At 66.6% G+C, this 17,577-nt stretch carries 18 protein-coding genes and 1 tRNA gene; 12 read left to right on the top strand and 7 right to left on the bottom strand.

Annotated elements, in window-relative coordinates; translation table 11 throughout:
• Positions 1-79: 79 nt before the first annotated feature.
• The 3 genes from ACJH6J_RS02520 to ACJH6J_RS02510 form a co-directional block, all read right to left on the bottom strand.
• Positions 80-520 carry a DUF4265 domain-containing protein gene (locus tag ACJH6J_RS02520; RefSeq protein ID WP_406803480.1) on the bottom strand — a complete coding sequence of 147 codons (441 nt, stop codon included), beginning with the start codon at positions 518-520 and terminating at the stop codon, positions 80-82.
• Between the two features lie 243 nt (positions 521-763).
• Positions 764-1,153 (bottom strand): hypothetical protein, encoded by a 390-nt coding sequence (locus ACJH6J_RS02515; RefSeq protein ID WP_406774406.1) that lies wholly within the window; start codon positions 1,151-1,153, stop codon positions 764-766.
• A gap of 240 nt (positions 1,154-1,393) precedes the next feature.
• Positions 1,394-2,803: a Hint domain-containing protein gene (locus tag ACJH6J_RS02510; RefSeq protein ID WP_406803479.1), complete on the bottom strand. Its 1,410-nt coding sequence runs from the start codon at positions 2,801-2,803 to the stop codon at positions 1,394-1,396.
• On the opposite strand from ACJH6J_RS02510, the gene ACJH6J_RS02505 reads away from it, so the two are divergent.
• From ACJH6J_RS02505 to ACJH6J_RS02495, 3 genes are all read left to right on the top strand, one after another.
• Complete coding sequence (locus ACJH6J_RS02505; protein ID WP_406803478.1) at positions 2,775-3,482, top strand: hypothetical protein; 708 nt, start codon at positions 2,775-2,777, stop codon at positions 3,480-3,482. The genes ACJH6J_RS02510 and ACJH6J_RS02505 overlap by 29 nt on opposite strands.
• 75 nt (positions 3,483-3,557) lie before the next feature.
• Positions 3,558-3,692, top strand: a complete 135-nt coding sequence (locus tag ACJH6J_RS02500) for a hypothetical protein (RefSeq protein ID WP_406803477.1) — start codon at positions 3,558-3,560, stop codon at positions 3,690-3,692.
• A 69-nt stretch (positions 3,693-3,761) separates the two neighbouring features.
• Complete coding sequence (locus tag ACJH6J_RS02495) at positions 3,762-3,902, top strand: hypothetical protein (RefSeq protein WP_406774408.1); 141 nt, start codon at positions 3,762-3,764, stop codon at positions 3,900-3,902.
• 417 nt (positions 3,903-4,319) lie between these two features.
• Here the strand turns inward: ACJH6J_RS02495 and ACJH6J_RS02490 are convergent.
• Positions 4,320-4,402 (bottom strand) — tRNA-Leu (locus ACJH6J_RS02490).
• Between the two features lie 276 nt (positions 4,403-4,678).
• Here ACJH6J_RS02490 and ACJH6J_RS02485 point away from each other — a divergent pair.
• The 7 genes from ACJH6J_RS02485 (at position 4,679) to pknB (ending at position 14,405) form a co-directional block, all read left to right on the top strand.
• Entirely contained in the window at positions 4,679-6,193 is a 1,515-nt protein-coding gene (locus ACJH6J_RS02485; protein ID WP_406774409.1) for a DUF3662 and FHA domain-containing protein, read from the top strand.
• A 124-nt stretch (positions 6,194-6,317) separates the two neighbouring features.
• Positions 6,318-6,785: an FHA domain-containing protein gene (locus ACJH6J_RS02480; RefSeq protein WP_064859211.1), complete on the top strand. Its 468-nt coding sequence runs from the start codon at positions 6,318-6,320 to the stop codon at positions 6,783-6,785.
• Positions 6,782-8,320, top strand: coding sequence for a PP2C family protein-serine/threonine phosphatase (locus tag ACJH6J_RS02475; protein ID WP_406774410.1), 1,539 nt, complete (start codon positions 6,782-6,784; stop codon positions 8,318-8,320). The genes ACJH6J_RS02480 and ACJH6J_RS02475 overlap by 4 nt, the downstream gene beginning before the upstream one ends.
• Positions 8,321-8,348: 28 nt before the next feature.
• Positions 8,349-9,824, top strand: a complete 1,476-nt coding sequence (locus tag ACJH6J_RS02470) for an FtsW/RodA/SpoVE family cell cycle protein (protein ID WP_346416613.1) — start codon at positions 8,349-8,351, stop codon at positions 9,822-9,824.
• Positions 9,821-11,299 (top strand): D,D-transpeptidase PbpA, encoded by a 1,479-nt coding sequence (gene pbpA / locus ACJH6J_RS02465; protein ID WP_406774411.1) that lies wholly within the window; start codon positions 9,821-9,823, stop codon positions 11,297-11,299. The genes ACJH6J_RS02470 and pbpA overlap by 4 nt, the downstream gene beginning before the upstream one ends.
• Entirely contained in the window at positions 11,296-12,525 is a 1,230-nt protein-coding gene (locus ACJH6J_RS02460; protein ID WP_406803476.1) for a protein kinase domain-containing protein, read from the top strand. The genes pbpA and ACJH6J_RS02460 overlap by 4 nt, the downstream gene beginning before the upstream one ends.
• On the top strand, positions 12,522-14,405 hold the full coding sequence (gene pknB / locus ACJH6J_RS02455; RefSeq protein WP_406803475.1) for a Stk1 family PASTA domain-containing Ser/Thr kinase: 1,884 nt from the start codon (positions 12,522-12,524) through the stop codon (positions 14,403-14,405). The genes ACJH6J_RS02460 and pknB overlap by 4 nt, the downstream gene beginning before the upstream one ends.
• An 11-nt stretch (positions 14,406-14,416) precedes the next feature.
• Here pknB and ACJH6J_RS02450 read toward each other — a convergent pair whose 3' ends face one another.
• Together ACJH6J_RS02450 and ACJH6J_RS02445 are read right to left on the bottom strand one after the other, a co-directional pair.
• Complete coding sequence (locus ACJH6J_RS02450; RefSeq protein WP_318985855.1) at positions 14,417-15,085, bottom strand: aminodeoxychorismate/anthranilate synthase component II; 669 nt, start codon at positions 15,083-15,085, stop codon at positions 14,417-14,419.
• A gap of 37 nt (positions 15,086-15,122) precedes the next feature.
• The gene (locus ACJH6J_RS02445) at positions 15,123-15,941 is read right to left on the bottom strand and encodes a DUF881 domain-containing protein (protein ID WP_406803474.1); all 819 of its coding nucleotides are present in this window, start codon (positions 15,939-15,941) and stop codon (positions 15,123-15,125) included.
• Between the two features lie 80 nt (positions 15,942-16,021).
• Here ACJH6J_RS02445 and crgA point away from each other — a divergent pair, with 80 nt between their 5' ends.
• Positions 16,022-16,306: a cell division protein CrgA gene (gene crgA / locus ACJH6J_RS02440; protein ID WP_020099906.1), complete on the top strand. Its 285-nt coding sequence runs from the start codon at positions 16,022-16,024 to the stop codon at positions 16,304-16,306.
• A gap of 147 nt (positions 16,307-16,453) precedes the next feature.
• Positions 16,454-16,867, top strand: a complete 414-nt coding sequence (locus ACJH6J_RS02435; RefSeq protein WP_406803473.1) for a PH domain-containing protein — start codon at positions 16,454-16,456, stop codon at positions 16,865-16,867.
• Positions 16,868-16,933: 66 nt separating this feature from the next.
• On the opposite strand, the gene ACJH6J_RS02430 is transcribed toward ACJH6J_RS02435, so the two are convergent.
• Positions 16,934-17,461, bottom strand: a complete 528-nt coding sequence (locus tag ACJH6J_RS02430) for a peptidylprolyl isomerase (RefSeq protein WP_166555253.1) — start codon at positions 17,459-17,461, stop codon at positions 16,934-16,936.
• Positions 17,462-17,577: the final 116 nt, after the last annotated feature.

Raw genomic sequence — 17,577 nt, 5'->3', positions numbered from 1 at the left:
CGATCACGTTTTCGTTTCGCGGAGTTGGCGCCGCACTCGTTGCCGGCGGACACTGTCACCAGCGAACCTCCGGTTCTCGTCAGTCCAGGAAGCTGTCGGGCAGACATGCTTCCTCGAGGTCTAACGCACCGCTAATCTGCTTACCCGTCAGAAAAGCATGTGCTTGCTCGACGAGTTTGTCGTCGGGAATATCGATTGCAATAATCTGGCCCAGTCGCTCATAGGAGCAACCCATGTCGCTCAGCGTTGCCAGTATTTCGTCGTCGTCGGAGAAAGCAATAATCCGTACCGTTGAATGTCTTGACCATTCCAGGCGCTCAGAAAACCAAACAATGTCGCTATCGGGATCTGCTTGTTGACCTCGAACGATGTCGTTTATTGCGAGCGGCTTGACGAAGAACGGTACGTTGTCGACCCGGTATCGATCGTCACCAAGTTCTTCAACCCACATGGTTTCAACCGCGTAGGGAGGCCAGGGGTGGTCAGGATCGTCGTCTTCCAATGGCAAGTTGAATGCCATTCTTCGGTATCGATTTCCATGTAGGGCCGTTCGCTCATGCTCTGCACTTTGCCGATCGATCACTACCCACCCCTCTACAGAAATCGAACCATTGCCTCAGTCAGCGTACGTGCACTGCGCGCAATCACAGATGGCGCCGACTCATTTCTGACCCTTGCGCTTCTCATGGGAGTTGCGTTGCTTTTTCTTCGGGGGTTTCTTGCTTTTGCTTGAGTTATTTTTGCCGGCTGCGGGTCTACCGTCTCAGACTACAATGACGCGGTCGCCGTATCGAATATTGAAAGACTCATAGTGTTCTTCTGAATCGTGGAGGACCAAGGTGTATTCGTTATCGAACACCAGCGATAGGGAGCGGTGGGTAAAACTGGTTCCAATGATGCGTTTGCCGAGAAGATCCACCAGGTCACCAGCGAGCGAACGGGCGTCTTCTGCCCGCCTTCTCCCGCGCAAACGGGTGACGATCTCGATGTCGGCCTCGACGATACACATGATCTTCGGGGTGTTCGGGAATTCAACAAGATCGACCTCAGGGTCGTCGAAATGAAGAACTATTTCGTTTTCACCGAAACACATTTGCTGCAGTAGCTTTCCGGTGAGGAAATCAAAGTTCTCGTCAGGGGAAATACCGAACATGATGCCTCTCCTCCGCGTGGGAATATGCCACTACGGCATGCCATACTTGGTCCAATTCGCACCTACCTTGAATACCAGAGCGGGGCGGCTTGAGCGACGAGTCGAGTACCGGGAATCGCGGTGACCTCCGTCTTTCGTCGACTGTTTAGTTCGGCTTCGAACGACTGCGGTGGTTTTACCGGTTGGTCAGTCGACTAGCTTACTTCTTCGGGCCACAGCGGCTGTCGTGAAGGGGTTGGCTTATTTCTGCCCTTTACGACGTTTCTTACTTGTCTTTTGGTTCTTACTCTTCTTGCCTCCGCGGTCGTGTGAGCTGTGATGTTCCGAGTTGCGTCCAGCGCTGGAGTCAGATCTTTGCGATGCCGACTCAGCATCCGTGCTGGCCCGGCTGCGCTGCTTGTCGGTCGCCGATTGCATGCGCGCAGCTTGGTCCTCGCGCTGTTCAGCCGGATTGGAAGGTCGTGTCCCCTGACCGGACTCAGTGGGTGACGATTCTGACATCGAGGATGGCGCCGGGTATTCAACATGAGTCCTAGACCGCATCTGCGCTCTTGTCACGTTTGAAGGGGGCTTCATCGTTGAGGGATCAACCGGCTGCCCTTGTTCTTCTGTTTCGATTTTCCAGTAGCCGTGGGGGTAGTTCGATGTAGGCCGCGGCATTTCTCTCAGCCTGAAACCCGGCGGTAGTTCGCTTGGCGGATGCTGAGGAGGATTCGTCGGAGGGATGAACTCTTTGGGCGCCTTCGGCTCCCCTTTCTGAGCGCGCACCTCGGGCAATGACGATTTGGCTGATCCGGCCGCCGGTACACCGCCCTCGGAGAAGTGGGGCGGCTCGGCCGCAGCAGGGCAGTTGTGGACCAGCACAGCCGCGGTGCGGGTGGCGATGTAGAAGTTGTGGGTGTTCTCGACGGTGAGGTCCCACATGTCGGCAGTCCCGGAAACCGGGGTGCTGGCCGCGACATACGCAACGGTGTCAGAGAACGGCGTGGCCAAACCATCACCGGTGCGCAGGTCTTTGGCATCAACCCATTCGGCGACGGAGCGAGTCCCAGTGCCCGCGGTGGCAGCCAACCCGACAACCTCAGGCGACGACGTATGGGCGTGGGACGTGCTGTAGAAGGGGTGCTTGGCGGTGGTGTGCACCACCGAAGCGACATCGGCCGGGTTGGTGATCGTCAGGTCGAGCAGGTCGGTGTCGTGGTCGACGAGCACCGCCTGCACCAATTGTCCACTGGCGCGCCCGGTTTCGAGGTCGGTGGACCACACCCGGTCCCCGGGCTTGAGCTGGGCGATGGGGCGCCTGGTTCCGTCGGCCAGCAGCACCAGCGTGTCCGGGCTGAAGGACTGCCCTGCGCACGGGACCCGCTGCGCCAGTGGGGTTGACGGTAGTTCGGGAGCCTTCGTCGCTGCCGGTGGCGCGTTCGGTGTCTTGGGTGTGTCCACGCCAGGCAGTGGCGGTTTCCCCGCGGCGCCGGCGGCGGCGATCTCCTCGCGTACCTGCGCTGGGTTGGGCACAACCTTGGCGGCGTCAATGACGTCGTCGGTGTGCGTGAGCGCTTGTTTGGCGACCAGTTCGGCGCCTTCTTCGGCAATCTTCTTGGCCGCGCCGGTGGGCGTGAACATGGTCGCCGCGTTGGCCACCGTCGACATCACCCCGAGGGTTCGGTTGTCCGGCATGGCTTCTGAGGCGATCTGCAACCCGGCGGCACTCACATTGGCCACGGCAGCAGCTATCGCGGCGGCACCGGCTGGCCCGCCGACCCCGGTCACGGCGACCGCGGCACCCGCCACGATGATCGCCGTTTCCATGGGGTTGTTTTTCACAAACGTTCCGACGGCTTTCGCCCCGGACACCGTCGCCGAGGCCGCGCTGGACACCGCGCTGCTGACGGCGTTGGCTGCGCTAGAGACGGTGCTGGTGATCGAATCGAACAATCCCGCCGGCAGCGGTCCGCCGCCCAAGCCGCCGACGTGCAGCGGCGGATCCACATACACCGGCCACTGGGTGTCCGGGCGCGGATCAAACACCTCGGAAAGCTGGTACAAGCCCGGGCGCAACTGCCGCGCCACATACGACGAGGGGACGAGTTTCCCTGCCGCATCACGGGTTTCGGCCGGAGCGAACATCCCGACAGTTTCCGCGGCCGGGGTGGCCCGATTGATCGTGAGATATCCGTTGGTGTGGGCCAGCATCACCGTGTCGGCGGGGGTGCGCACGAAGGTGGTGACCATCCGCACCCCGGTGGGGCTGTTGATGCGGGCCACCGTCCGGGTCCCGGTGCCGGTGTTCTCGGCCAGGAAATCAAAGCCCGCACCACGATCGGGGTAAACCACCGATCCGCTGCTGGTGTGTTGAGCCGCACCCAAACCGGCGGGCAAGACCTGCTGCACCGGACCGGCCGGTGTGGCCGAGGTCAGACCGGCCACCGGATCGGCAGGCAAGCCGGCCCCCTGCTGCGCGGGTGTCCACGCCGGATTCGGGACCGCGATCGTGCTCGACCCGCTGAACGCCGCCATTGCCGCGTCGGCGAACCGCTGAGCAGGTGATGCAGCACCCCCGCTTACGGACCCTGACCGGCCAGAACTGGCAAACCAATATTGTCCGCTGATGGCCAGCGCGATCGTGGCCACCAAAGCCACCACCACCGGCCACCACCGAGTGATACGCCACCACGGCCGGTCAGCCGGCAAGAAGTCCCCCACGACGATTCCCCCTGAATACGCCCGCTTTGATATCCGTCAGCAGTGACGGACACGTTATGGAAGGTGTAGTCGCAAACCCGCCTGCAGAACGAACGTCGTCCGCCAGTGATCTAGAACACAGCAAACATTGGGGTGCGTTCTGCCAACGGCCATGCGAAACCGAGACGGGAAATGATCCTTCTCGTTTCCCTGGAACGAGGCACCTAGCGCGGGGTGATCGGCGACGGTCGGTGTTCCGTTTCTTCTATTTCGCCACTGTGTCGGATTCGAGGCCTTGTCGGCTTTACCCGCAGCTGCCTCGGCTTTCTGCACCCTGGTATCGGCGGCTTCTTGCTGACCTAACGGCCCACGAGTGTGAGCACTGTGCAGAGATCAGGGCCGCTTCGCCTGCACAGCCCTCACAGTCACGCTCGACCAAACGCAAAAGCCGCGAATCCGAACCGGATTCGCGGCTTTTGTTGAGTGGGCGAAGGGGGACTTGAACCCCCACGTCCCGAAGGACACTGGCACCTGAAGCCAGCGCGTCTGCCATTCCGCCACTCGCCCCAAACAACTGGGAGAGAGTATCACCACCCCCACCCCCGGCTCCAAATCCGCGCCTGACCACGGGATTCTCCGCATCAGCATCCACTGACACCGCGAAATGACGCGGTCGGGCCACCTGCGTGCCGCCTCATCATCCCCTGACCAGCGGGTTTCGAATTCTCACGATTCTGTTGGTCACGTATTACAAGGTCAGGCCGATACCATGCGTAACAGTGCTGTCGGCGGGTATCGCGCACATCACATCTGGACCACCGAGACGAAGCGAGGCAGGGGGACATGGGTCTGGTCGACCGGATCGAGCGCAAGCTCGAGACCACGGTCGGAGACGCTTTTGCCCGCGTCTTCGGGGGGTCGATCGCACCCCCGGAAGTCGAGGCCGCCCTCCAGCGGGAAGCCGAATCCGGTGCCCGTGACGTCGGTGGCGGCCGTATTTTGGCACCGAACGATTACGTCATTACGCTCAGTTACACCGATTTCGAGAAGGTGAACGCCGATCCTGACCTCACACCCAGTGCTTTTGCCAAACACCTTGAGGGATTCGTCCATGAGCGGGGATGGCAAACGTATGGTGAGGTGGTCGTCAGGTTTGAGCCGTCACCTGGCCTTCATACCGGCCAATTCCGCGCCCACGGCGCGGTCAACCCCGACTCAACCGCCGGGCCACCGCGGCCGGCACCCAGCGACCGCGTGCACACCGCAGAACCAGGAGTACCAACGATGACTGACAACCCGACCCACCGTCCCGGCCAGGGACAGGGCCAGCCAGGCGACGAGTACGACTACGGACGGCAGCCCGACGAGCAGCGCGGTCAGCAGTACCCGCAGGACCCGAGCCAGGGCTACGGCCAGCCTCCGCAGGGTTACGGACAGCAGGGCGGCTACGGCGCGCCGCAAGGTGGCCCCGGTTACGGTCAGCAGGGCGGTTACGGCCAGCCCGAGCAGGCCGGTTACGGCGCGGGCCCGTCCGGCTACGGCCAGGGCGCCTTCGGCGGTCCGCAGGGTGGTCCTCCCGGACCGCCACCCGTCGGTCCTCAGCATGGTTACGGCCAGCCCGACCAGGGCTACGGCCAGCAGAGCTACGGTCAGCAGCCCGACCAGGGTTACGGCGGCCAGCAGGGTGGCTACGGCCAGCCCCAGCAGGGCGGCTACGGAGCGCCCGACCAGGGTTACGGCCAGCAGGGCGGTTACGGCCAGCCCCAGCAGGGCGGCTACGGAGCGCCCGACCAGGGTTACGGCCAGCAGGGTGGCTACGGCCAGCCCCAGCAGGGCGGCTACGGCCAGGGCGGCTACGGCGAGCAGAACTACGGCCAGCCGCAGCAGCCGTCCTACGGTCAGCCGCCCGCCGACCAGGGTTACGGTCACGCCCCCGCTGATCAGGGCTACGGTCAGGCTCCGGCCCAGGCCGGCTACGGCGACCAGGGTTACGGCGGCGGCGCAGGCGCCGGCTACGCCGAGCCCGACTACGGTCAGCCGGCGGGCTACGGCGGTGGCTACGGTGCCGCCGGCGCCAACGTCACTCTCCAGCTCGACGACGGCAGTGGCCGCACCTACCAGCTGCGCGAAGGAGCCAACGTCATCGGCCGCGGCCAGGACGCGCAGTTCCGGCTGCCCGACACCGGCGTTTCGCGCCGGCACCTCGAGATCCGCTGGGACGGCCACACCGCGCTGCTCTCGGATCTGAACTCGACCAACGGCACCACCGTCAACAACGCCCCGGTGCAGGAGTGGCAGCTGGCCGACGGCGACGTCATCCGGGTGGGTCACTCCGAGATCGTGGTCCGCGTTCACTGAGCTCGGTTTCAGTCACCGGCCGGATGATGTTCACACCGGCCGGTGACCGCCAAAGTATCGTGACGATGCCGACGGCTACCGGGCACCGGGCCCAGCCTCGATGCGGCAACGGAGAGGACGTCGGATGCAGGGGTTAGTTCTGCAGCTGACGCGGGTCGGTTTCCTCCTGTTGCTCTGGCTTTTCATCTGGTCGGTTCTGCGCGTGCTGCGCACCGACATCTACGCACCCACCGGAGCCGTCATGGTGCGGCGCGGTCTGGCGTTCCGTGGCACCCTGCTGCCCAACCGGGACCGACGCCGGTACGCGCGCCAGTTGGTGGTGACCGAAGGCGCCCTCGCGGGCACCCGGATCACCCTGACCAGCCAGCCGGTTCTGATCGGCCGGGCCGACGACTCCACCCTGGTGCTCACCGACGACTACGCCTCGACACGGCACGCCCGGCTGTCGCCGAGAGGCTCCGAGTGGTACGTCGAAGACCTAGGATCGACCAACGGTACATACCTGGACAGGGCGAAAGTGACGACGGCGGTAAGGGTTCCAATGGGAACGCCGGTTCGAATCGGCAAGACGGTAATTGAGCTGCGCCCGTGACACTCGTACTCCGATATGCCGCGCGCAGCGACCGCGGCCTGGTCCGTGCCAACAATGAGGACTCCGTCTACGCCGGGGCCCGCCTCCTCGCGTTGGCGGACGGCATGGGCGGCCACGCCGCGGGTGAGGTCGCCTCGCAGCTGGTCATCGCGGCGCTGGCCCACCTCGATGACGACGAACCCGGCGGCGACCTGCTGGCCAAGCTGAACGACGCCGTCCACGACGGCAATGCCGCCATCGCGGCGCACGTCGAGGCCGATCCCGAACTCGAAGGCATGGGCACCACGCTCAGCGCCATTCTGTTCGCGGGAACGCGACTGGGCATGGTGCACATCGGGGACTCCCGCGGCTACCTGATGCGCGACGGCGAGCTGACCCAGATCACCAAGGACGACACCTTCGTCCAGACCCTGGTCGACGACGGCCGCATCACGGCCGAAGAGGCCCACAGCCACCCGCAGCGCTCGCTGATCATGAAGGCGCTGACCGGTCACGAGGTCGAGCCGACGCTGACGATGCGCGAGGTCCGCGCCGGTGACCGCTACCTGCTGTGCTCGGACGGCCTGTCCGACCCGGTCAGCCACGAGACCATCCAGACCGCCATGCAGATCCCGGACGTCGTGGACTGTGCCGACCGGCTCATCGAGCTGGCCCTGCGCGGCGGCGGCCCCGACAACGTCACGGTCGTGGTGGCCGACGTCGTCGACTACGAATACGGCCAGACCGCACCCATCCTGGCCGGCGCGGTGTCAGGTCAGGACGACGACACCCTGCCGCCCAACACCGCCGCCGGACGCGCCTCCGCCTTCAACCCCAAGCGCGTGGCAGCCGCTGCGAAAAAGCCTGCGGCACAGCTTGATCCACCGCAGCGAAAGAAGCACACCCGGCGCAATCTGATCATCGGCGCGATCGTGCTGATCCTGCTGCTCGTCAGCGGACTGGCCATCGGGCGCTACCTGATCCGCAGCAACTACTACGTCTCCGGCTACAACGGCTCCGTCTACATCATGCGGGGCGTGCCGGGCTCGCTGCTCGGGCTGCCGCTGCAGGAGCCCTACCTGCTGGCGTGTCTGGACTCCCACTCCGACATGACGATCATCGGCGTCGACGACACCCACGCGGGCTGCCAGCCCATGAAGGTGGCCGACCTGCGCGAGTCCGGCCGCGCCCAGGTCACCGCCGGCCTGCCGACCGGCACCGTCGACGACGCGATCCGTCAGCTCAAGGAACTCAGCCGCGCCTCGCTGCTGCCGGTGTGCGCGCCGCCCGTCGCCACCCCGCCGCCTCCCGCACCTACGCCGGCACCGTCGCTGTCGGTGGTGCCGCAGCCGCCGCGCGGGCCGGCCCCCGGTCCCGAGGCCCCCGCATCGACGACGGCCGCTCCGGCACCCGCACCGGCACCCGGCCCGGCGCCGGCTCCCAACCCATCCAGCCCCGCGCCTGCCCCGACCTCGCCCGCGGCTCCGTCCCCGACGGCCACGGCACTCCCTCCGCCACCTCAGGAGCCGGGCACCAACTGCCGGAACGCGTCATGACGCCCCGAGAGCGAGCGGGAGCACCGGCATGACGACGCCGGGGCAAGAAAAGGGGCGGGAAGACGCCCCGGGGCGGGCGCAGCGACGGGAAGACACCCAGCCGCAGTCTCCGGTCGCGGTCGCCCCTCCACTGCCCAATCGGCGTAATTCCGAGTTGGTGCTGCTGGGGTTCGCCGCCGTGATCACGACGGTGGCGCTGCTCATCGTCGAGGCCAATCAGGAGCGCGGCCTGCAGATGGACCTCGTGCAGTTCACCGTCGGCTTCGTGGTGTTGTTCGGTGGCGCCCACTTGGCGGTGCGCCGGTACGCGCCATATGCCGACCCGCTGCTGCTGCCCGTGGTGGCGCTGCTGAACGGCCTGGGCCTGGTGCTCATCTACCGGCTGGATCTCTCGGCGCACACCCGGCCCGCCGGGATCCTGCCCGGCGGCAACGCCAACCAGCAGTTGCTGTGGACACTGCTGGGCATCCTGGTGTTCACCGCGGTGCTGATGTTCGTGCACGACCACCGGATGCTCGCCCGTTACGGCTACATCTGCGGCCTGGCCGGCCTGGTGCTGCTGGCCATCCCCGCCGTGTTGCCGGATTCCGTGGCCGAGCAGTACGGCGCCAAGATCTGGATCCGGTTGCCGGGCTTCTCCATTCAGCCCGCCGAGTTCTCGAAAATCCTGTTACTGATCTTCTTCGCCAGCGTGCTCGTCACCAAGCGCAGCCTGTTCACCAGTGCCGGCAAGCACGTGTTCGGAATGGACCTGCCGCGGCCGCGCGACCTGGCACCGCTGCTCGTGGCCTGGATCGGCTCGATCGGCGTCATGGTGTTCGAGAAGGACCTCGGCGCCTCGTTGCTGCTCTACGCGACGTTCCTGGTGCTGCTGTACGTGGCCACCGAAAAGCTCAGCTGGGTGATCATCGGGCTGAGCCTGTTCAGCGTGGGAAGCCTTGTCGCATACCAGCTTTTCGACCACGTGCGGGTCCGCGTGCAGAACTGGCTGGACCCGTTCGCCGACCCCGACGGCGCCGGATACCAGATGGTGCAGTCCCTGTTCAGCTTCGCCACCGGCGGCATCTTCGGCACCGGCCTGGGTAACGGACAGCCCGGCACGGTGCCCGACGCGTCCACCGACTTCATCATCGCCGCGGTCGGCGAGGAGCTCGGGCTCGTCGGCCTGGCCGCGGTCCTGATGCTCTACACGATCGTCATCATCCGGGGGCTGCGCACCGCCATCGCCGTGCGCGACAGCTTCGGCAAGCTGCTCGCCGCGGGCCTGTCCGCCGCGTTGGCGCTGCAGCTCTTCATCGTCGTCGGCGGCGTCACCAAGCTCATCCCGCAGACCGGCCTCACGACACCGTGGATGTCCTACGGCGGCTCGTCGCTGCTGTCCAATTACGTGCTGCTGGCCCTGCTGCTGCGGGTCTCGCACGTCGCGCGGCGGCCACTGTCGACCCGGGGCCCCAACCAAGCGCCGATCGCGGCAGCCAACACCGAGGTGATCGAGAAGCAATGAACACCTCGCTCCGTCGCGTCTCCGGACTGGTGATGGCACTGATCGTGCTGTTGCTGCTCAACGCCACCACCACCCAGGTGTTCGCCGCCGACGGCCTGCGCGCCGACCCGCGGAACCAGCGGGTGCTGCTCGACGAGTACTCACGCCAGCGCGGCCAGATCACCGCGGGCGGCCAGCTGCTGGCCTACTCGATGCCGACCAACGGCCGGTTCCGCTACCTGCGCATCTACCCCAACCCGCTGGTCTACGCGCCGGTCACCGGTTTCTACTCGCTGCAGTACTCCAGCGCCGGCCTCGAGCGCGCCGAGGACAGCATCCTCAACGGGTCCGACGAGCGGCTGTTCGGCAATCGCATCGCTGACTTCTTCACCGGCCGCGACCCCCGTGGCGGCAACGTCGACACCACGATCGTGCCGCGCGTGCAGCAAGCCGCGTGGGACGCGATGCAACTGGGCTGCGGCGGCAACCCCTGCAAGGGCTCGGTGGTGGCGCTCGATCCGTCCACCGGCAAGATTCTCGCCATGGTGTCGTCCCCGTCGTACGACCCCAATCTGCTCGCCTCGCATGAAGGCGACCGACAGTCCGCCGCCTGGCAGGAGTTGCGCGACAACCCCGAGTCGCCGCTGCAGAACCGGGCGATCTCCGAGACCTACCCGCCGGGGTCGACGTTCAAGGTGCTGACCACGGCCGCCGCGCTGCAGGCCGGTGCCACCCCGGACACCCAGCTGACGTCGGCGGCGCGAATCACGTTGCCGGACAGCACCGCAACACTCGAGAACTACGGCGGCGCGGCCTGCGGCGGGGGCGCGACGGTGTCCCTGCGTGAGGCGTTCGCCAAGTCCTGCAACACCGCCTTCGTCGAACTCGGCCTGCACAACGGGGCCGACGCGATGCGGACCATGGCCCGGCAGTTCGGCCTGGACACCCCGCCGCCGTCGATCCCGCTGCAGGTCGCGGAGTCGACCGTCGGCCCGATCTCCGACGCCCCGGCCCTGGGTATCTCCAGCATCGGCCAGAAGGACGTCGCCCTGACCCCGCTGCAGAACGCGATGATTGCCGCGACCATCGCCAACGGCGGCGTCAGCATGGCCCCGTACCTGATCGACGACCTCAAGGGACCCGACCTTTCCAACATCGCGGCTACCTCACCGCACCAACAGCGGCGGGCCATCTCATCCCAGGTCGCGGCTACACTTACGGATCTGATGGTCGGCGCCGAGCAGGTGACGCAGCAGAAGGGAGCCATAGCCGGCGTGCAGATCGCATCCAAGACGGGCACCGCCGAACACGGCACCGATCCACGTCACACCCCACCACATGCGTGGTACATCGCTTTTGCCCCGGCGAAATCCCCGAAGGTCGCCGTCGCCGTCCTAGTGGAGAATGGTGGAGACCGTTTGTCCGCAACCGGCGGTGCGCTGGCCGCACCCATCGGGCGGGCCACCATCGCCGCGGCGCTACGGGAGGGATCATGAGCGCGCGGGTCGGAGTCACACTTTCCGGCCGCTATCGACTTCAGCGACTCATCGCCACTGGCGGCATGGGTCAGGTCTGGGAAGGCGTCGACAGCAGGCTCGGCCGACAGGTCGCCATCAAGGTACTCAAGGCCGAATATTCGACCGACCCCGAATTCGTCGAGCGGTTCCGCGCCGAGGCGCGCACTGTCGCGATGCTGAACCACCCCGGCATCGCCAGCGTCTACGACTACGGCGAGACCGAGCTCGAAGACTCCGGCCGCACCGCGTACCTGGTCATGGAGCTCGTCAACGGCGAACCGCTGAACTCGGTGATCAAGCGCACCGGCCGGCTGTCACTGCGGCACTCCCTCGACATGCTGGAGCAGACGGGCCGGGCCCTGCAGGTCGCGCACAGCGCGGGCCTGGTGCACCGCGACGTCAAGCCCGGCAACATCATGATCACCCCGACCGGCCAGGTGAAGCTCACCGACTTCGGTATCGCCAAGGCGGTCGACGCCGCACCCGTCACCCAGACCGGCATGGTCATGGGCACGGCCCAGTACATCGCGCCCGAGCAGGCGCTGGGTCACGACGCCACCGCGGCCAGTGACGTCTACTCGCTCGGTGTCGTCGGCTACGAGTCCGTGTCCGGACGCCGGCCATTCACCGGCGACGGCGCCCTGACCGTCGCAATGAAGCACATCAAGGAAGCGCCGCCACCGCTGCCGGCCGACCTGCCCCCGAACGTCCGCGAGCTGATCGAGATCGCGCTCGCCAAGGACGCCATCCACCGCTACCGCAGCGGCGGCCCGTTCGCCGACGCCGTCGCCGCCGTCCGCGCCGGACGCCGCCCCCCGCGGCCCAACCAGGCCCCGACCATCGGACGCGCCGCTCCGGCGGCGATCCCGTCGAGCAAGCAGGCCCGCGCGGCCATCGAGCCGGCCCGCCCGGCACCGGCCACCCCGCGGCCCCGGCCCGCCAGCGGCAGCCACCGCCCGGCCCCGCCGGCGCGGCGGACGTTCTCACCCGGCCAGCGCGCGCTGCTGTGGGCTGCGGGTGTCCTGGGTGCGCTGGCCATCGTCATCGCCATCCTGATCGTGCTCAACGCGCAGGACCGGCAGGACCAGAAGAACCAGCAGCAGTCCACTGTCACCAACACCATCACCGAGACCACGAAGACGCCGGGCGCACCGACGGGTCAGTCGTATTCGCTCCCTGATCTGTCAGGACCGGCCATCTCATGACCACGCCCCAGCACCTCTCCGACCGCTACGAGCTGGGCGACATCCTCGGCTTCGGTGGCATGTCCGAGGTTCACCTCGGGCGCGACCTGCGCCTGCACCGCGATGTGGCGGTCAAGGTGCTGCGCGCCGACCTGGCTCGGGACCCCAGCTTCTACCTGCGGTTCCGCCGCGAGGCGCAGAACGCCGCGGCGCTGAACCACCCGGCGATCGTCGCCGTCTACGACACCGGCGAGGCCGAGACGCCCAACGGGCCGCTGCCGTACATCGTCATGGAGTACGTCGACGGCGTGACGCTGCGCGACATCGTGCACACCGAGGGGCCGCTGCCGCAGCAGCGCGCGATCGAGATCATCGCCGACGCCTGCCAGGCCCTGAACTTCAGCCACCAGCACGGCATCGTGCACCGGGACATCAAGCCGGCGAACATCATGATCAGCAAGTCCAATGCGGTCAAGGTCATGGACTTCGGCATCGCCCGCGCCATCGCCGACAGCAGCAACCGGATGACGCAGACCGCCGCGGTCATCGGCACCGCGCAATACCTGTCACCCGAGCAGGCCAGCGGGCAGAACGTAGACGCCCGCTCGGACGTCTACTCGCTGGGCTGCGTGCTGTACGAACTGGTCACCGGTGAGCCGCCCTTCGTGGGCGATTCCCCGGTCGCGGTCGCCTACCAGCACGTCCGTGAGGACCCGGTGCCGCCGTCGCAGCGGCACTCCGGCATCACGCCAGGACTCGACGCCGTCATCCTCAAGGCCCTGGCGAAGAACCCGGACAATCGCTACCAGAGCGCCGCGGACATGCGGAACGACCTGATCCGTGTGCACGCCGGCGAGGCTCCCGACGCCCCCAAGGTGCTCACCGACGCCGAGCGCACCGCGATGATGGGCGCCGGCGGGTTCGGTGGACCGCGCAGCATGATGCCCGAGCCCATCAGCGTCAACCCGCAGCCGTACCGCTCGACGGACCGCGCCTCGACGCCGATCGGTCGCTGGCTCATCGCCGCGGCCATCCTGGCGGTGCTGACCGTCGTCGTCACTGTGGCCATCAACCTGATCGGTGGCAAGCCGCACGACCAGCAGATTCCCGACGTCCGTGGGCTGGCTCAGGCCGACGCCGTCGCCAACCTGCAGAACCGCGGCTTCAAAACCCGCACCCAACAACGGCCCGACTCGACAGTGGCGCCGGACCACGTCATCAGCACCGAACCGGCGGCCAACACCTCCGTCGCCGCCGGTGACGAGATCACCATCAACATCTCCACCGGACCGGAGCAGCGCGAGGTCCCGGACGTGTCGAAGCTGTCGCCCGCAGACGCCATGGCCAAGCTGCAGTCCGCCGGCTTCCGGAACATCCAGCAGACGGTGTCGCAGTCGCTGCCGGAGCAGAAGGACCGGGTCATCGCGACCAACCCGCCGGCCCACCAGACCTCGGCGATCACCAACGTCATCACGATCATCGTCGGCTCCGGACCGGGCCTGGTCCCGATCCCCGACACCAACGGCCAGAACGTCGAGGTCGCGACCAAGAACCTCAACACCGTCGGCTTCCTGACGATCCTGACGGCTCCGGTCGACAGCCCGAAGCCGGCGGGTGAGGTCATCGCCACCGATCCGCCGGCGGGCACCCCGACGCCCAAGGACGCGCCCGTCACGCTGAAGGTCTCGCAGGGCAACCAGTTCGTCATGCCGAACCTGACCGGTCAGTTCTGGACCGACGCCGAACCGAACCTGCGCGCCCTGGGCTGGACCGGCGTGCTGATCAAGGGCGCGGACGTGCAGAACAGCGGTCAGCGCAGCAATGCCGTGGTGAGCCAGGTGCCCGCGGCCGGAAGTGGCGTCAACTTCAACGCGTCGATCACGCTGAGCTTCGCCTCGTAAGCGTTGCTCGGTCAGGCCGTGCGGGTTGCGGCCGAGACCGCGTCGGCGACTTCCTGCTCGAGCCGACTGACCAGTGCCTCGTCGGGCGCCTGGCCGCAGACTGCCAGCCAGTTGGCCAGCATCCGGTGGCCGCCCTGCGTCAGGATGCTCTCCGGGTGGAACTGCACCCCGTGGATCGGGAGTTCGCGGTGCCGGACGGCCATGATCACGCCGCTGTCGGTCTGCCCGATGGCCTCCAGCTCAGCCGGCAGCGTCTCCGGCAGAATGGTCAGCGAGTGGTAGCGGGTCGCGGTGAACGGGTCCGGAAGTCCTTGCAGCACACCGCTGTTCGCATGGTGTACCTGGCTGGTCTTGCCGTGCAGCAGTTCGGGCGCGCGGTCGACAGTGCCACCGAAAGCCACGCCGATGGCCTGATGTCCCAGGCACACACCGAGCAGGGGAGTGCCGGTCTCCGCGCACGCCCGGACCAAGGGAATGGACGCACCGGCCCGCTCAGGGGTGCCCGGGCCCGGGCTCACCAGGATCCCGTCGAACTCCTTCGCCACGGCAGCGACGCCGTCGGGAGTGGAGACACGCTCGTCGTCGCTACGCCAGACCTGCGCGTGCACCCCGAGCTGACCCAGGTACTGGACCAGGTTGAACACGAAGCTGTCGTAGTTGTCGAGGACGAGAACCTGCATGCCGTCAGGCTACTGGGTCACCCGTCGACGCGATCAATCAATATGTGACCGGTCCGGCCGGTTGGGCGTACCGGAGCTTCAGCGGCATTCGGTGACCGACGACGTCCACCGATACCCGCGGCTCTTCGGTGTAACCGAGCCCGAACCGCACGACGTACTGCTTGTAGAGCGTCACCAGCGGCGCGGCGGCGAGCGCGGCGCGCATGCCCTCGACGTTGCCGATCACGGTGATGACGTACGGCGGGCTGTAGGTCCGGCCGTTGAGCAGCAGGGTGTTGCCGACGCAGCGCGGGGCCGAGGTGGCCAGAATCCGCTGGTCCTGCATCTGGACGGCCTCGGCGCCGCCCAGCCACAGCGCGTTGAGGACCGCCTGGACGTCCTGCTGGTGTACGACGAGGTCGTCGGGGGTGGCGTCGTGCGGGTACTGGCCCTGCGCATTGCGCTGGGCGTCGTTGAGGGTGATCACCAGGCCCGGTCCTCGCATGGGATCCAGGCCCAACTCCAGGCCCAGTTCGTTCGCTCGACTGGTGATGGCGCCGAGCGCGGCATCGGCGCCGGGTGTGCCGCCGTGGTGGTTCTCGAGCTGATGCTGCAGGTCGTCGCGCTCGGCGGCGCGGGTCGCGACGGTCCGCTGGGCTTCTTTCACCATGTCGACGAGGCGGGGCGCGTCGCTGCGCCGGATCTCGCTGCCCCCGGACACGCTGTGCGTGGTGGCGAGCAGGAGGCCGGCGAGCACACAGACCACCGGCACACCGAATCGCCAGGCCGAGTGACGGGCCGGCTGGTCGGGTTCCGAAGTCCCCGCCGTCCGGAGCCTGCGAGGCGACACATCTTCTGCGTTAGGCTCTGAGTGCATACCGCTCCATCGTCGCACCGAATTGCCGGTTTCTCTCCGCCGGCGCGGGAGTGCGGCACCGACTGTCCGCGAAGGTACCAATGCCCAAGTCCAAGGTTCGCAAGAAGAACGACTTCACCATCAACCCGGTGAGTCGGACGCCGGTGAAGGTCAAGGCCGGACCGTCGAGCGTGTGGTTCGTGGTGTTCTTCTGCTCGCTCATGCTGATCGGTCTGATCTGGCTGGCGGTGTTCCAGCTCGCCGCACTGAACCCGGCCGGTACTCCACACCTGCTGCAGTGGATGGCCGATCTCGCCCAGTGGAACTACGCCATCGCCTTCGCGTTCATGATCACCGGCCTGCTGCTGACCATGCGGTGGCGCTGAGCAGCGTCAACAGACCGGTTCGTTACATCCAGGTCTCGTGACGTAACCCAGCTGGCAACCTGACGGACACCCAATCACATCGATGTGATTCATCCCCATTGGGGATAGTGCCTGTGGATAACTTGCCCCCAAGGGTGTGGACATCTCGTGGAACAAACTCAATGGAGCCCGCCGACAGCCGGCATCGCGGCCTGTGGCGCATTCGGCGTCATACTCGCCGCCGTGGCCCTGACTTCGGTCACTGACCTGCCCGGACGCGTTCTCGGCGGCATCGCCGCCATCGGTCTGCTGGTGTTCGCCGTGATGTCCTGGCGCGCGCGGCCGAAGCTCGCGATCACGCCGGCCGGGCTGGTGGTGCGCGGGTGGTTCAGTACCCAGACTTATACACAGGCCGACCTCAAGAGTGTGCGTATCACCGAGTTCCGCCGACTGACCCGCAAGGTGCGGCTGCTGGAGCTCGACACCGTCGACGACCGGCTTCTGGTCTTCACCCGGTGGGACGTCGGCACCGACCCCATCCACGTCCTCGACGCCCTCACCGACGCCGGGCTGATTCCCTAGCTCTCCAACGCAAACGGCGCGACAGCCCCCGGTAGGGGACTGCCGCGCCGCGCGTCAGGCTGGAATTCAGGAAACGGTGATCGAGTCGATGACGACCGGCTCGGTCGGGCGGTCGCCGCGGTCGGTGGCGGTGGTCGCGATGGCGTCGACAACCTTCTGCGACGCCTCGTCGACGACCTCACCGAAGATGGTGTGGCGACGGTTCAGGTGCGGCGTCGGGCCCACGGTGATGAAGAACTGCGAGCCGTTGGTGCCCGGGCCGGCGTTGGCCATGGCCAGCAGGTAGGGCTTGTCGAACTGCAGTTCCGGGTGGAACTCGTCGGCGAACTGGTAGCCCGGGCCGCCGCGGCCGGTGCCGGTCGGGTCACCGCCCTGGATCATGAAGCCGTCGATGACGCGGTGGAAGATGGCGCCGTCGTAGAACGGGCCGGAGGTGCCGCCCGAGGCGTTCTCGGTGGAGTAATCCTTGGTGCCCTGGGCCAGACCAACGAAGTTGGCGACGGTCTTGGGCGCGTGGTTACCGAACAAAGCAATCTTGATGTCGCCGCGGTTGGTGTGCAGCGTCGCGGTCGCAGTCTGAATGGGGCTCGTCACGGAAAGTCAGTCTGCCACTCACATTTAAGACCCCGAAGTCGCCCCCACCGAATAACGTGGAAGCCCTGGCGTAGAGCCCGGCCTCCGCTCAGGAGGTCTGCAGAAATCGTGTCCGG

The sequence above is a fragment of the Mycobacterium sp. SMC-18 genome (genome assembly GCF_045310895.1).
GTDB lineage: Bacteria > Actinomycetota > Actinomycetes > Mycobacteriales > Mycobacteriaceae > Mycobacterium.
Note: the sequence above shows the minus strand (reverse complement) of the source record. Positions and strands in the feature narration are given on the sequence as shown.

Bases quoted from the DNA above. Each gene is read 5' to 3' on its own strand.
- ACJH6J_RS02505 (WP_406803478.1), top strand. From the start codon at position 2,775: ATGGTCGCCGCGTTGGCCACCGTCGACATCACCCCGAGGGTTCGGTTG.
- crgA (WP_020099906.1), top strand. From the start codon at position 16,022: ATGCCCAAGTCCAAGGTTCGCAAGAAGAACGACTTCACCATCAACCCG.
- ACJH6J_RS02450 (WP_318985855.1), bottom strand. From the start codon at position 15,085: ATGCAGGTTCTCGTCCTCGACAACTACGACAGCTTCGTGTTCAACCTG.
- pbpA (WP_406774411.1), top strand. From the start codon at position 9,821: ATGAACACCTCGCTCCGTCGCGTCTCCGGACTGGTGATGGCACTGATC.
- pknB (WP_406803475.1), top strand. From the start codon at position 12,522: ATGACCACGCCCCAGCACCTCTCCGACCGCTACGAGCTGGGCGACATC.
- ACJH6J_RS02470 (WP_346416613.1), top strand. From the start codon at position 8,349: ATGACGACGCCGGGGCAAGAAAAGGGGCGGGAAGACGCCCCGGGGCGG.
- ACJH6J_RS02495 (WP_406774408.1), top strand. From the start codon at position 3,762: ATGGCCAGCGCGATCGTGGCCACCAAAGCCACCACCACCGGCCACCAC.
- ACJH6J_RS02520 (WP_406803480.1), bottom strand. From the start codon at position 520: ATGGCATTCAACTTGCCATTGGAAGACGACGATCCTGACCACCCCTGG.
- ACJH6J_RS02460 (WP_406803476.1), top strand. From the start codon at position 11,296: ATGAGCGCGCGGGTCGGAGTCACACTTTCCGGCCGCTATCGACTTCAG.
- ACJH6J_RS02480 (WP_064859211.1), top strand. From the start codon at position 6,318: ATGCAGGGGTTAGTTCTGCAGCTGACGCGGGTCGGTTTCCTCCTGTTG.
- ACJH6J_RS02445 (WP_406803474.1), bottom strand. From the start codon at position 15,941: ATGCACTCAGAGCCTAACGCAGAAGATGTGTCGCCTCGCAGGCTCCGG.
- ACJH6J_RS02515 (WP_406774406.1), bottom strand. From the start codon at position 1,153: ATGTTCGGTATTTCCCCTGACGAGAACTTTGATTTCCTCACCGGAAAG.
- ACJH6J_RS02510 (WP_406803479.1), bottom strand. From the start codon at position 2,803: ATGTCGACGGTGGCCAACGCGGCGACCATGTTCACGCCCACCGGCGCG.
- ACJH6J_RS02485 (WP_406774409.1), top strand. From the start codon at position 4,679: ATGGGTCTGGTCGACCGGATCGAGCGCAAGCTCGAGACCACGGTCGGA.